11 protein-coding genes and 1 pseudogene are annotated in these 12,785 nt (G+C 70.3%); 6 read left to right on the plus strand and 6 right to left on the minus strand.

The window, feature by feature from the left end:
* Positions 1-23 precede the first annotated feature (23 nt).
* From DFP88_RS03085 to DFP88_RS03100, 4 genes are read right to left on the minus strand one after another with little or no spacing between them, the layout of a single operon-like run.
* Complete coding sequence (locus tag DFP88_RS03085) at positions 24-758, minus strand: proteasome-type protease (protein WP_110812958.1); 735 nt, start codon at positions 756-758, stop codon at positions 24-26.
* A gap of 18 nt (positions 759-776) precedes the next feature.
* Complete coding sequence (locus DFP88_RS03090; protein WP_110812959.1) at positions 777-1,580, minus strand: transglutaminase family protein; 804 nt, start codon at positions 1,578-1,580, stop codon at positions 777-779.
* On the minus strand, positions 1,577-2,518 hold the full coding sequence (locus DFP88_RS03095; RefSeq protein ID WP_110813302.1) for an alpha-E domain-containing protein: 942 nt from the start codon (positions 2,516-2,518) through the stop codon (positions 1,577-1,579). Before DFP88_RS03095 ends, DFP88_RS03090 begins: the two co-directional genes overlap by 4 nt.
* 2 nt (positions 2,519-2,520) lie before the next feature.
* Entirely contained in the window at positions 2,521-3,981 is a 1,461-nt protein-coding gene (locus tag DFP88_RS03100) for a circularly permuted type 2 ATP-grasp protein (protein ID WP_110812960.1), read from the minus strand.
* Positions 3,982-4,223: 242 nt separating this feature from the next.
* On the opposite strand from DFP88_RS03100, the gene DFP88_RS17200 reads away from it, so the two are divergent.
* The 6 genes and pseudogenes from DFP88_RS17200 to DFP88_RS03125 all read left to right on the plus strand — a co-directional run bounded on the left by DFP88_RS17200 (position 4,224) and on the right by DFP88_RS03125 (position 10,771).
* Positions 4,224-4,685, plus strand: coding sequence for a DUF2141 domain-containing protein (locus DFP88_RS17200; RefSeq protein ID WP_220032276.1), 462 nt, complete (start codon positions 4,224-4,226; stop codon positions 4,683-4,685).
* Positions 4,676-6,223: pseudogene (gene crtI / locus DFP88_RS03105) on the plus strand (phytoene desaturase family protein); the annotation flags it as partial. The gene DFP88_RS17200 and the pseudogene crtI, both read left to right, overlap by 10 nt.
* Entirely contained in the window at positions 6,220-7,749 is a 1,530-nt protein-coding gene (locus DFP88_RS03110) for a phytoene desaturase family protein (protein ID WP_110812962.1), read from the plus strand. The pseudogene crtI and the gene DFP88_RS03110, both read left to right, overlap by 4 nt.
* Entirely contained in the window at positions 7,733-8,530 is a 798-nt protein-coding gene (locus tag DFP88_RS03115) for a lysophospholipid acyltransferase family protein (protein WP_110813303.1), read from the plus strand. The genes DFP88_RS03110 and DFP88_RS03115 overlap by 17 nt, the downstream gene beginning before the upstream one ends.
* Before the next feature lie 5 nt (positions 8,531-8,535).
* Entirely contained in the window at positions 8,536-9,663 is a 1,128-nt protein-coding gene (locus tag DFP88_RS03120; RefSeq protein WP_181418543.1) for a glycosyltransferase family 2 protein, read from the plus strand.
* Positions 9,653-10,771: a sulfotransferase family protein gene (locus tag DFP88_RS03125; protein ID WP_110812964.1), complete on the plus strand. Its 1,119-nt coding sequence runs from the start codon at positions 9,653-9,655 to the stop codon at positions 10,769-10,771. Before DFP88_RS03120 ends, DFP88_RS03125 begins: the two co-directional genes overlap by 11 nt.
* Here DFP88_RS03125 and DFP88_RS03130 read toward each other — a convergent pair.
* Together DFP88_RS03130 and idi are read right to left on the minus strand one after the other, a co-directional pair.
* Positions 10,749-12,113, minus strand: a complete 1,365-nt coding sequence (locus tag DFP88_RS03130) for an aldehyde dehydrogenase family protein (RefSeq protein WP_110812965.1) — start codon at positions 12,111-12,113, stop codon at positions 10,749-10,751. The two genes, DFP88_RS03125 and DFP88_RS03130, sit on opposite strands and share 23 nt — an antisense overlap.
* The gene (gene idi / locus DFP88_RS03135; RefSeq protein WP_110812966.1) at positions 12,110-12,640 is read right to left on the minus strand and encodes an isopentenyl-diphosphate Delta-isomerase; all 531 of its coding nucleotides are present in this window, start codon (positions 12,638-12,640) and stop codon (positions 12,110-12,112) included. The genes DFP88_RS03130 and idi overlap by 4 nt, the downstream gene beginning before the upstream one ends.
* Between the last annotated feature and the right edge of the window lie 145 nt (positions 12,641-12,785).

The raw sequence follows: 12,785 nt of genomic DNA on the forward strand, positions 1-12,785 counted from the left end.
CCCTAGCGCGCGGCGCCGCGGCATCAATCGTCCAGCGTCACATCCGGCAGGCTGTCGAAGGCGGCGCGCAGCGCATCGCCCCATCCGGTGGAAAGCCGCGCGAAGTCGGCATCCTCGACCTCGACCCGCCGGATCGGCGGCGCGGTGAGGCTGCCTTCGGGATAGAGCGCGTAGTCCAGCGGCAGACCGACCGAGAGATTGGCCTTGATGGTCGAATCGAAGCTGACCATCAGCAGCTTCATCGCGGCCTCGAAACTCATCGCCGGATCGAAGGCGCGGACCAGGATCGGGCGGCCATATTTGACCTCGCCCGACTGGAACCAGGGCGTATCGGCGCCGGCCTCGATGAAGTTCCCCTCGGGGTAGATCATGAAGAGGCGCGGCTCCGACCCGCGCACCTGTCCGCCAAGGATCAGCGTGGCGCCAAAGGCCTCGGCGCTCTGCCCCTCGCCGGCAGAGCGGGCAATCTCGCCGCGCAGGATCTCTCCGACCGCGCGGGCGATCTGGAACATCGACGGCAGGCCCAGGATCGAGGGGCTGCGGTCCCCCGGCGCCTTCATCCGCTCGTCGATCAGGCTGATGACGGCCTGTGTCGTGGCAAGGTTGCCGGCCGCCAGCAGGGTGATCGCGCTTTCACCCGGCTCGGACCATGTCGTCATCTTGCGATAGGTCGAGATGTTGTCGAGCCCGGCATTGGTGCGGGTGTCCGACATGAAAAGCAGCCCGGTCTCGAGCTTCAGCGCCACGCAATAGGTCATAGGGCGCGCCCTGCGGGATCAGTCCTGCCGCACCTCGAGCGCGACGTGCAGCGATTCGCCGGGCGCGCCGAAGCGGAAGCCGGTGATCGGCGCAGCGCCGAGGTAATCCAGCCCCGTCGCGACGCGGACATAGCGCGTGTCGGGGCTGATGGCGTTCGACACGTCGAAGCCGACCCAGCCCAATCCCTCGACATGGCCCTCGACCCAGGCATGCGTCGCCTCCTGCTGATCCCGGTCATCCATCTTCAGATACCCCGAGACGTAGCGCGCCGGAATGCCTGCCGCGCGGGCACAGGCCAAAAATATATGCGCATGGTCCTGGCACACGCCGCTGCCCGCGACGGCCGCATCCTCTGCGGTGGAGGTCGCGGTGCTGGTCCCGACGAGGTATTCGACCGCGCCGGAGATGACATGCGACAGCGCGTGCAGTTTCTCCAGCGGGCCGAGGGCGGGATCGACCTCGCGCAGGAGGGCGCGGCAGCGCGGGCCGGGCCGGGTGAGGGGCGTCGTCCGCTCGAACAGCCACAGCGGCACGTAGCCGGCATGGGGGCCGTGCACGCCGCTGGTGTCGCTCATGCCGACTTCGCCTTCGGAGACGATGGTGATGCGGTCGACGCCCGGCTCGACCGCGACCAACTCGACCCGGTTGTTGTGCTCGTCGTCGAAGAACAGCTGCCGGGCGCCGCCGGTGATATCGGTGCGCCAGTGCTTCACGGTCTGGGCGCCGGTGGATTTCGGCGTCAGGCGCAGCTGCTGAAGCCCGTATTGCACGGGTTCATCGAAGCTGTAGGTCGTCTCGTGGCGGATGCGCAAAGTGGTCATAGGGAGAACCGGTAATCCATTTCGGTCTGCTGGCCCAACGCGGCCACGCGCGTCTGGAAATCCTGCAGGAAGTCGTGCAGCCCCTCGTCGAAGATGCTGTCGACCGAGGCGCATTTCAGCCGCTGCCGCAGGGCGTCGGCGATATCATGCGCCGGCCCGCGCAGCCCGTAATCGGCGGCCAAGTGATCGAGGTTCTCGCAGAGCATCTCGGCGCAGAACATCAGGCTGCGCGGCATCCGCTGGTCGAAGATCAGGAACTGCGCCACCAGCCGCGGCCGCACCCTTTGCCCCATCGTGTGGCGATAGGACCCCTCGGCCGAAACGGAGCGCAGGATAGTCTCCCACTGCACCGTGTCGAGGCTGCTGCCCACCGCCGAGGCCGAGGGCAAGAGCACGTAATACTTCACGTCGAGGATGCGGGCGGTGTTGTCCGCCCGCTCGACGAAAGTGCCAAGGCGGCAGAAGTTGTAGCGGTCGTCCCGCATCATCGTGCCGTTCATCGCGCCGCGCACGAAGGCGATGCGGGCGCGGATCAGGGCCAGCACCTCTGATAGGTCGCGGTCGGCGACCCTGCGGGCCAGCGCCGCCTTCAGCGTCATGAAGCTTTCGTTCACCGCCTCCCAGACCTCGCGAGTCAGGGCGGTGCGCACGACACGGGCATTCGTTCGCGCCGCCTCGATCGAGGCGAGAACCGAAGAAGGGTTGTCGCGGTCGCGCAGCATCCAGTCGATGGCCAGGTCGCGGGTCACAGCCTCGCCGTACTTGGCCTGAAAGCCTTCGCCGACGCCGGCGGTGTTCAGCACCGAGGCCCATTCATCGTCCGAGGAGGACCGGGTCAGCGCCATGCGCTGCCCCACCTCGACGAGGCGAGCGCCGGTTTCCGAGCGTTCGAGGTAGCGGGACATCCAGAACAGGCCCGCGGCGGTCTTTCCGAGGATCGTCATTCGTCGAGCACCCAGGTGTCTTTCGTTCCGCCGCCCTGGCTGGAGTTCACCACAAGGCTGCCTTTCTTCATCGCCACGCGCGTCAGGCCGCCCGGCGTGATGCTCACGCCCTCGGGGCTGACCAGCACGAAGGGGCGCAGATCGACATGGCGCGGGGCCAGCCCCTTGTTGGTGAAGATCGGCACGGTCGACAGCGCCAGCGTCGGCTGGGCGATGTAGTTCTCGGGCCGGGCGATCAGCTTCTCGCGGAAGGCGGCGATCTCGCGGCGCGAGGCGGCTGGGCCGACGAGCATGCCGTAGCCGCCCGATCCGTGCACCTCCTTGACCACCAGCTCCGGCAGCTGGTCGAGGACGTATTTCAGCGCCTCCGGCTCTCCGCAGCGCCAGGTCGGCACGTTCTGCAGGATCGGCTTCTCGCCGGTGTAGAATTCGACGATCTCGGGCATGTAGCTGTAGATCGCCTTGTCGTCGGCGATGCCGGTGCCCGGCGCATTGGCCAGCGTCAGCCGCCCCGAGCGATAGACGTCGAAGATCCCCGGCACGCCCAGCGCGCTGTCGCGGCGGAAGTTCAGCGGGTCGATCCAGTCGTCGTCGATCCGGCGGTAGAGCACGTCGATCGGCAGGTAGCCGCGGGTCGTGCGCATCGCCACGCGCCCGTCGACGACGCGCAGGTCGTGCCCCTCGACCAGCTCCACGCCCATCTTGTCGGCGAGGAAGCTGTGCTCGTAATAGGCCGAGTTGTAGCTGCCGGGCGTCAGCACGCCCACCACGGGCGGATCGTCCGTCACCATCGGCGCGCAGGCCGAAAGAGAGCGGTGCAGCTTCGACGGGTAGCCCGAGACCGGCTGCACCCGCTGCTTCATGAAAAGCTCGGGGAACATGTGCAGCATCGTCTCGCGGTTCTCGAGCATGTAGCTGACGCCCGAGGGGGTGCGGGCATTGTCCTCGAGCACGTAGAACTCGTCGTCGTCGGTGCGCACGAGGTCGATGCCGACGATATGGGTATAGATGCCGCCCGGCGGCTCGACCCCGATCATCTCGGGCAGGAAGGCCTCGTTGCGGGCGATCATCTCGGCGGGCAGGCGGCCGGCGCGGACGATCTCCTGCCGGTGGTAGATGTCGTGCAGGAAGGCGTTGATCGCCCGCACGCGCTGCTCGATCCCGCGCGAGAGGCGCGACCATTCGCGGCCCGAGATGATGCGCGGGATGATGTCGAAGGGGATCAGCCGCTCGGCGGCCTCTTCGCGCCCGTAGACGTTGAAGGTGATGCCGGTCAGGCGGAAGAGGTCCTCCGCCTCGCGCTGCTTGCGCCGCAGCCGGGCCGGGTCTTCGCCCGAGAGCCAGCCCTCCACCCCTTCATAGGGCCGGCGCAGGCTCTCGTCCCGCCCCCACATCTCGTCGAATGTGCCGCTGCTCTGCGACTGGCTCTGGCCGTTCTGGCTTTGCGTCTGCGTCATGACTTTGATGATATGGGGCGAAACTGCGGCGGCAACCCTTTGCAGTGCCTCGGGCCATCGAGAGCCGGGCGGGGGGTGCTGCCCTTACGTAATTCGATTAAAACTTGTGCAAAATGTGGCTGCCCCCGGCGGGGCGGGCCGGGGTGCGGGTGCGGCGCTTCCGCGCGGCGCCGCCGGGCCTGCCTTGCCGAGGTCATTCTTCGACGCATAGTTGAGCCGAACCGGCAGCGGAGGATCCGAGCATGGAACGACGGGGCAGGGCTATCGCGCCGCGAGGCCGCGGGCTGTTTCGGGCCGCCGTGCTGGCCGCAGCCGGCATCGGCCTCGGCGCCGGTGCGGCGCATGCGGGACAGGTCGAGGTGACGGCGAGCGCGCTGCGCAACACGCAGGGCATGCTTCTGGTGGCGCTATGCAACCGCGAGACCTTCACCCGCGCCGGCTGTGCCCATACCGGCAGTGCGCCCGCCAGCGAGGGGCGGGTTGTCCTGCCCGATGTGCCGCCGGGCATCTACGCGGCGCAGGTCTTCCACGACGAGAACGGCAACACCGATCTCGACCGCAGCCTGCTGGGCAGGCCGCAGGAAGGCTTCGGCTTTTCCAACGACGCGCCGATGCGCTTCGGCCCGCCCGATTTCGACGATGCGGCAATCCGGGTGCCGGACACAAACGTAAGAGTCCCTGTCACGATCAGGTACTTCGAATGATGCTACAGAAAACCGACCACAAGCGCGTCGTCATCGTCGGCGCCGGACCCGGTGGCCTAGCGACGGCCATGCTGCTGCGCGCCGCCGGTGCCGATGTCACGGTGATCGAGCGGGCGGACCGCGTCGGCGGGCGCACCGCCGCCATCGAGCAGGACGGCTTCACCTTCGACGTCGGCCCGACCTTCTTCTTGTACCCGGAATCGCTCGAGGCGATCTTCGCCGCCTGCGGGCGCCATCTCTGGGACGAGGTCGAGCTGACGCGCCTCGATCCGATGTACCGGCTGCAGTTCGACGATGGCGTCCGTTTCGAGGCGACGGCGGATGTCGATGCGCTGGCAGAGCAGGTGGCGGTGATCGACAAGGACGACGCCCGCAACGTCCGCGCCTATCTCGACGCCAACCGCGCGAAGTTCGACAGCTTCCTGCCGATCCTGCGGCGGCCCTTCCTCGGGCTGCGCGACATCCTGCGCGGCGACATGCTGCGGGCGCTGCCGAACCTGCGGCCTTGGTCCGGGGTCGACGCCGACCTCGGGCGCTGGTTCAAGAACCCCGACGTGCGCCTCGCCTTCTCGTTCCAGTCGAAATACCTCGGCATGTCGCCGTTCAAGTGCCCCTCGCTCTTCACGATCCTGGCCCATGTGGAATACGGCTTCGGCGTCTGGCACCCGACGGGCGGCTGCAACCAGCTGACCCGCGCCATGGCCCGCGTCGCGACCGAGATGGGCGTCGAGATCCGCCTGTCGGAGCCGGTGACCGCGCTGAGCTTCGAGGGGCGCAGGGTCACCGGGGCCACCACCGATCACGGCCATTACCCCTGCGACGCGCTGGTGATGAACGCCGATTTCGCCCAGGCCATGCGCACCCTCGTGCCGGACAATCTGCGCCGGCGCTGGACCGACGCCAAGATCGAGGCCAAGCAGTATTCCTGCTCCACCTTCATGCTCTACCTCGGGCTGGAGGGAGAGTTTCCGGACATGCATCACCACACGATCTACATGTCGAGCGACTACGCCGAGAACGTGCGCGAGATCGACGCCGGGCTGGCCCCCGAAGAGCCGACGATCTACGTGCAGAACGGCTCCGTCACCGATCCCACCCTCGCGCCCGAGGGGCATACCGCGCTTTACGTGCTGGTGCCGGTGGGCAACCTGACGGGCGGCGTCGACTGGCAGGCCCTCGCGCCCGCCTACCGCGAGAAGATCCTCGACCGGGTGGCGCGGCTGACGGGGCGGGACGTGCGCCCGCTGATCCGCACGGAGGTCATGTTCACCCCCGAGGACTGGCAGGCGCAGGCCGCCGTCTTCCGCGGCGCGACCTTCAACCTTGCCCATAACCTCGGGCAGATGCTGCACCTGCGGCCGCGCAACCGCTTCGAGGATCTGGACGGCGTCTACCTGACAGGGGGCGGCACCCATCCCGGATCGGGCCTTCCGACCATCTTCGAAAGCGCCAAGATCGCCTCGACCCTCGTGGCCGAGGACCTGAACCTGCCGGAGGCGGACGTCCCGGCGCATACCCTGACGGAGGCGGCGGAATGAGCGGCATCGGCATCATCGGCGGCGGTCTCGGCGGGCTCGCCGCCGCCTGCACCCTCGCGGCGCGGGGCCACAAGGTCACGCTGCTGGAGCGGAACGACTGGCTCGGCGGCAAGGCCGCGGTGCTGGAACAGGACGGCTTCCGCTTCGACATGGGGCCCACGATCCTGACCATGCCCCGCGTGCTCGAGCGGATCTTTTCCGAAAGCGGGCGGCGGATGGAGGATTACCTCGATCTCGTCCGCCTCGATCCGCAGTGGCGCTGCTTCTACGACGACGGCACGGTGCTGGACCTCAAGCAGGACCAGGCCGAGATGGCGCGCGATCTGAACGAACTGGCGCCGGGGCAGGGCGATGGCTACCGCGCGTTCCTGAAGGTCGCCTCGCAGCTGTCCGACGTCTCGGACCGGTTCTTCTTCTGGAAGGCGGTCGAGGATCTGAAGGACACGATGGACTTCAAGGCGCAGATGTCGCTGGACACGCTCAAGGACGTGCTCAGCCTGCGAATGCACCGCACCGTCGCCGACCAGGTCAAGCGCAACGTGAGCGACCGCCGCGTGGCGCAGATGCTGGAGCATTTCATTCAATACGTCGGCTCCTCGCCGCTCGCCTCGCCTGCCGTGCTTTGCGGCATCGCGCAGATGCAGGTGGGCGAGGGGGTCTGGTACCCGATGGGCGGCACCCGCGCCGTTCCCGCCGCGCTGGCCAAGCTGGCCGAAGAGCTGGGCGTGACCTTCCGCACCGGCGTCGAGGTCGAGCGGATCGAGACCGAAGGGGGCCGTGCCCGCGCCGTCGTCGCAAAGGGCGGCGAGCGGATGGCCTTCGACAAGGTCGTGTCCAACATGGACAGCGTCCGCACCTACCGAGAGCTTGTCGGCGGAAAGGCCTGGGAGGGCTTCCAAAAGGGCCGCAAGCGCGAGGCCGCCTGTTCGGGCGTCGTCCTCTACCTTGGGCTCGACCGGGGCTACGATCACCTCGCGCATCACGACTTCGTCTTCTCGCGCGATGCCGAGGAAGAGTTCGACGCGATCTACAACAAGGGCGTGCCCGCGCCCGACCCAACCGCCTATATCGCCGCCCCCGCGCGGACCGAGCCGGGCGTGGCGCCAGAGGGGGGCGAGGCGCTGTATGTCCTCGTTCACACGCCCTACCTGCGCCCCGGCCAGGACTGGAGCCAGATGCTGCCGGGCTACCGGCAGGTGATCCTCGACAAGCTCAAGCGCACTGCCGGGCTCGAGGACATCGAGGAGCGGATCACCTTCGAAAGCGCGCTGACCCCGCAAGACATCAACGACCGCTACAAGGTGCTGGACGGCGCGATCTACGGGCTGGCCAGCCATGGCAAGGTGCTGGGCGCCTTCAAGCCCGGCAATCGCTCTCGTCAGGTCGAGGGGCTGTATCTGGCCGGCGGCTCGGCCCATCCGGGGCCGGGCATGCCGATGGCGCTGATGTCGGGCTGGATCGCCGCCGATGCGCTGGACAGTGATGCCGGCGGGCGGGCCGCGGGGGCCGATGTCGCGGCCGAGTGATCCTGTCGCCCTGCGCTCGCCGGTCATGCTGCGCTTCTTCGCGCGGGTCATGGACCGGCAGCTCGGCCGCAACTTCCACGCCGTAAGGCTGGCGCGTCCGGGCCTGCCCGATCTGCCCGAGGGGCGGCCGCTCATGGTGGTGGCCAACCACCCCTCCTTCTGGGACCCGGCGCTGTTCATGGCGCTGGCGACGCGGCTTTTCCCGCAGCGCGAAAGCTACGGGCCGATCGACGCCGAGATGCTACGGCGCTATCGCTTCATGGCGCGCATCGGCCTTTTCGGCGTGGCGCAGGGCGACCCTCGCGGCGCGGCGCAGTTCCTGCGCACAGCCCAGCCGCTGGTCGAAGATCCGGGCCGGATGCTCTGGATCACCGCGCAGGGGCATTTCGCCGATCCGCGCGACCGCCCGCTGCGCCTGCAACCCGGCGCCGCGCATCTTCTGGCGCGGGTGCCGGGGCTCATGGCCCTGCCCCTGGCGGTGGAGTATCCCTTCTGGACCGAAAGCCGCCCCGAGGCGCTGGCCTGTTTCGGCGCGCCGGTCGAGGCCCGGCCCGGCGAGGGACCCGAAGCCGCGAATGCGCGACTGACTGGGGCGCTGGAAGCGGCGCAGGACCGGCTCGCCGGCCTGTCGCAGGGTCGCGACGCCTCGGCCTTCGACAGGCTGCTTGGCGGGCGGGCGGGCGTCGGCGGGATCTACGACGCCTTCGGCCGCGCCCGCGCCGCGATGACTGGCCGCCGCTGGCAGGCCGAACACATGCCGCAGGAGCGCGCTGACAAGTGATCCTCATGCTGACTGTCCTTGCGGGGCTATGCTGCGCCCTCGCCGCCTTCTTCGCCCTCATGGCCGCCCTCAACCTGCTGGTGTTCCGCGCGCCGCCCCCGGCCGCTCCGGGCGCAGGCCCCCGCGTCACGGTGCTGATCCCCGCGCGGGACGAGGCCGCGACCATCGGCGCCGCAATCGATGCCGTCCTCGCCTCGCGCGGGGTCGTGCTGCGGGTGCTGGTGCTCGACGACGGCTCGACCGACGGGACCGCTGGCATCGTGCGGCGCCGGGCCGAGGCGGACCCGCGGCTGAGGCTGATCTCCGGCAGCGGTCTGCCCAAGGGCTGGAACGGCAAGCAGCATGCCTGCTGGCAGCTGGCCCAGGCGGCGGAGGATCCGCTGCTGGTCTTCGTCGATGCCGATGTGCGGCTGGCGCCCGATGCGCTGGCGCGGATGGCGGCGGGGCTCGAGGCGCGCGATCTCGACCTGCTCAGCGGTTTTCCCCGGCAAAGCACCGGCAGCCTGGCCGAGGACCTGATCGTGCCGCAGATCCTGGTGCTGCTGCTGGGCTACCTGCCGCTGCCCATCGCCCGCCGCCGCGGCGATATCGGCCTGGCTGCGGGCTGCGGCCAGCTCATGGCGGTGCGGCGCGAGGCCTACCTGCGCAGCGGCGGGCACCGCGCCTTCGCCGCCTCCATGCACGACGGGCTGCAACTGCCGCGGCTGCTGCGGCGCCACGGCTACAGGACGGATATCTGCGACGCGGCGCCGCTGGCGGTCTGCCGGATGTACGACGGCTGGGCCCAGGTCTGGAGCGGCTTTTCCAAGAACGCGACCGAGGGGATGGCCACGCCCGTGGCGCTTCCCATCTGGACGCTGCTGCTGGGCGGCGGACATGTGCTGCCCTGTCTGCTGGCGCCGCTGGCCTGGGCGGCGGGGGCCGGCAGCGCGCTGAGCCTGTCGCTGATCGCCGTGGCGCTGGTGCTGGCGGCGCGCGCCGGCATCGCGCTGCGCGGGCGGCAAAACCTGCGCTCGGTCCTGCTGCACCCCCTCGGCGTTGCGCTGTCGCTGGCGATCCAATGGCGGGCGCTGATGACGGCGCGGGCGGGGCGGCAGGTGCAATGGCGCGGGCGGCACTACGATGCCGGCTGAGGGCGGCTTTCCCTGGCACCGGGCCTTTCACCCGCTCTGCGGCGCCGACCCGCTGACGCTGGCCTCGCTGGTCGCGCGGCGCGGCGCGCCATCGTTGCGCGGGGCGCCGACGCTGGCCGTCGCCGCCCTGATGTCGCTGATGCGCGCGCCCTTCACGCTGGCCGAGGCGGCGCTGGACGCGGGCCTCGGCGATCCGGCCCAGCCGCCGGTCTTCGTCGTCGGCCATCCGCGCAGCGGCACCACGCATCTGCACAACGTGCTCGCCGCCTCCGGCGCCTTCGGCCTCGTGCCACCAGTGATCGCCACCCTCCCGTGGGAGCGGCGCAGCATCGGCCCGCTGATGCGCCCGCTGGTCGAGCCGCGCCTGCCGGCCACCCGGCTGATCGACGGCGTGGCGATGCATGGCGAGGATCCGACCGAGGACGAGATCGGCCTCGCGAACATGGGGCCTCTGTCCTACTTCCACGCGCTCTATTTCCCGTCCCGCTTCGCCGAGGACTGGGAGGAGGGGCTGCTGCAGGAGGGGCCGCCGCGGCGTCAGGCGCGGCGCGCCCGCGCGATCCGGGGCTACGTGCGCCGCATGGCCGCGCGCAGCCCCGGCGCGCCGCTGCTGCTGAAGAACCCGGCCTATACCGCGCAGGTGCCGCAGCTTCTGCGGCTGTTCCCCGGCGCGCGGGTGATCCACATCCGCCGCGATCCACGCGCCGTCTTCGCCTCGACCCGCCGCTCGCTGCGGATCGTGCTGTCGGAGATGGCGCTGCAGGACTGGCGCGAGGTGGATATCGAGGCCGCCGTGCTGCGGACCTATCCGCAGGTCATGGCGCGACTGCGCGAAGGGGCGGAGGGCCTGCCCGAGGGCGCCTTCACGGAGGTCGCCTTCGAGGATCTCGTCGCCGATCCCGCCGCCACGCTGGAGGGGCTGTGGCACCGGCTGGCGCTGCCCGGCGGCGCCGAGGCCCTGGGCCGCGCGCGCGCCTATTGCGAGAGCCTGTCGTCCTTCCGCCCCTCCGACAATCCGCTGACGCCCTCCGAGGAGGCGCTGTTGCGACGTCGCTGGCCGCGGGAGCTGGCGGACTACGGCACGCTCAGCGCAGCAGCCGGCGAATGATGTCCTCTGTCCGCTTGCCGTAGGGCGGCTTCGCCATGTCGATCAGCGAGGGGCGCCGCCGCGTCAGCACGCTGCGCGGCCGGGTGAAGCTGCGAAAGCCCTCCTCCCCGTGGTAGCTGCCAAAGCCCGAGGCGCCGGCCCCGCCGAAGGGCAGGCCATGGACGGTGACATGCACGACGGCATCGTTGATCATCGCCCCGCCCGAACGGATCGCCGCCACCGCCGCATCGCAGGCGCGCCCGTCGCGGCCATAGACGTAAAGCGCCAGCGGGCAGGGGTCGGCGTTCACGCGGTCCTGCGCCTCGGTCAGGCTGTCGTAGGGCACCAGAGGCAGGACGGGGCCGAAGACCTCCTGCCGCATCACGGGCGCATCGGCGGGCGGGTCGATCACCGCCCAGGCGCCCATGCGGGGCGGGGCCGGCATCCGCGCCATCAGCGGCTCTGCCCGCTGCCCCTCCAGCAGGACGGCAAGGCGGGCGCGGTCGCTTTCGCGCGGGATCGCGGTGTAATCGCCGCTCTCGGGGTCGGGATAGAGCGCCGTGGTTGCCGCCTTCAGCGCCTGCAGCAGCGGCTCCATCTGCGCGCGCGGCACCAGCAGGTAATCGGGCGCGACGCAGGTCTGGCCCGCGTTCAGCAGCTTGCCCGCGATGATGGAGCGGGCGGCGGCCTCGAGGTCCGTGTCCTCCAGCAGCAGCGCCGGTGACTTGCCGCCAAGCTCCAGCACCAGCGGCGTCAGGTTATCGGCGGCAGCTGCCATGATCCGGCGCCCGGTCTCGGTGCCGCCGGTGAAGAAGAGCCCGTCCAGCGGCAGGCGGCAGAGGGCCTCGGCGGTCCGGGCATCGCCCTGCACCACGCGCACCCGGTCGGGCAGCGCCTCTTCCAGCAGGCCTGCCAGCGCCTGCGCCGTGCGCGGCGCATGTTCGGAGGGCTTCAGGATCACCCGGTTGCCGCCCGCCAGCGCGGCGATCAGCGGCACCAGCGCCAGTTGCAGCGGGTAGTTCCAGGGCGCGAGGATGCCGACGACGCCCAGCGGCACGCGGGACACTCGCCCGCGCGAAGGCCAGAGCTCGTAGGGCAGGGCGATGCGACGGGCCCTGCACCAGCGGCGCAACCGGCGGCGGGTCCAGCGGATGTTGCGCAGCGCCATGGTGATCTCGGCCAGCATGGTTTCGGCCCGGTGCCGCCCGCCGAAATCTGCGTCGACGGCGCGCACCAGCGCCTCGGCCTCGCGGCGCAGCACCTGCGCCAGGGCGTCGAGATGCGCCCGCCGCGCGGCCAGATCCGGCACCTCGGCCTCGGCGCGCAACGCCTCAAGCGCGGCGCGGGGCGCGTCCTGCGTCATCGGCCCGGGGCCGCCTGCGCAACGAGCAGCGCGGCGTGCTCGGCAAGGTAGATGCGCAGCCAGGCTGTGAACCGCTCTGGCGAGACCTCGACCTCCTGCCGCAGGGCCTCCCAGCCGATCCAGCGCGTCTCGCTGACCTCCTCGGGGTCGGGGGCGAGGGTGGGGCGCGCGGCAAGCTCGGCGGTGAAGAGATCGACCACCTCGTGCTCGATCATCCCGCCGCCGACATCGGCGCGGTACTCGATAACGCCGCGGTGCTGCAGGGGGGCGCCCTGCAGACCCAGCTCCTCGCGCAGGCGGCGCTGGGCGCAGGCCTCGGCCCCCTCGTCCCAGTCGGGGTGGGTGCAGCAGGCGTTCGCCCAGAGACCGGCAGAGTGGTATTTGCCCGCCGCCCGGCGCTGCAGCAGCGTCTGCCCCTCGTGGGTGACGAAGACCGAGATCGCCTTGTGCCGCAGCCCCTCGCGGTGAACCGCCAGCTTCTCGCTGGGCGCTAGGCGGCCGTCCTTCCAGGCGGGGATCAAAGTCATGCCGCGTCTCCTGTCCTCGCGCCGCCGTCGCCCGGCCCGGCGGGACAGTCGTAGTCCGGCCAGAGGGGCCTTGACCAGCCCGGGCCGCGGGCGCGGCCGCCGTCATCATCAATTCGCGGAACTGAAACAAAGCTGTCACGCGGCC

It is taken from the genome of Pseudoroseicyclus aestuarii (assembly GCF_003217255.1).
Classification (GTDB): Bacteria; Pseudomonadota; Alphaproteobacteria; order Rhodobacterales; family Rhodobacteraceae; genus Pseudoroseicyclus; species Pseudoroseicyclus aestuarii.

What these genes read in the sequence shown, in the direction of transcription:
- DFP88_RS03085 (WP_110812958.1), bottom strand. Translation starts at nt 758, where the DNA reads ATGACCTATTGCGTGGCGCTGAAGCTCGAGACCGGGCTGCTTTTCATG.
- DFP88_RS03110 (WP_110812962.1), top strand. Translation starts at nt 6,220, where the DNA reads ATGAGCGGCATCGGCATCATCGGCGGCGGTCTCGGCGGGCTCGCCGCC.
- DFP88_RS03090 (WP_110812959.1), bottom strand. Translation starts at nt 1,580, where the DNA reads ATGACCACTTTGCGCATCCGCCACGAGACGACCTACAGCTTCGATGAA.
- DFP88_RS03115 (WP_110813303.1), top strand. Translation starts at nt 7,733, where the DNA reads ATGTCGCGGCCGAGTGATCCTGTCGCCCTGCGCTCGCCGGTCATGCTG.
- DFP88_RS03130 (WP_110812965.1), bottom strand. Translation starts at nt 12,113, where the DNA reads ATGACGCAGGACGCGCCCCGCGCCGCGCTTGAGGCGTTGCGCGCCGAG.
- DFP88_RS03100 (WP_110812960.1), bottom strand. Translation starts at nt 3,981, where the DNA reads ATGACGCAGACGCAAAGCCAGAACGGCCAGAGCCAGTCGCAGAGCAGC.
- DFP88_RS17200 (WP_220032276.1), top strand. Translation starts at nt 4,224, where the DNA reads ATGGAACGACGGGGCAGGGCTATCGCGCCGCGAGGCCGCGGGCTGTTT.
- DFP88_RS03120 (WP_181418543.1), top strand. Translation starts at nt 8,536, where the DNA reads ATGCTGACTGTCCTTGCGGGGCTATGCTGCGCCCTCGCCGCCTTCTTC.
- idi (WP_110812966.1), bottom strand. Translation starts at nt 12,640, where the DNA reads ATGACTTTGATCCCCGCCTGGAAGGACGGCCGCCTAGCGCCCAGCGAG.
- DFP88_RS03125 (WP_110812964.1), top strand. Translation starts at nt 9,653, where the DNA reads ATGCCGGCTGAGGGCGGCTTTCCCTGGCACCGGGCCTTTCACCCGCTC.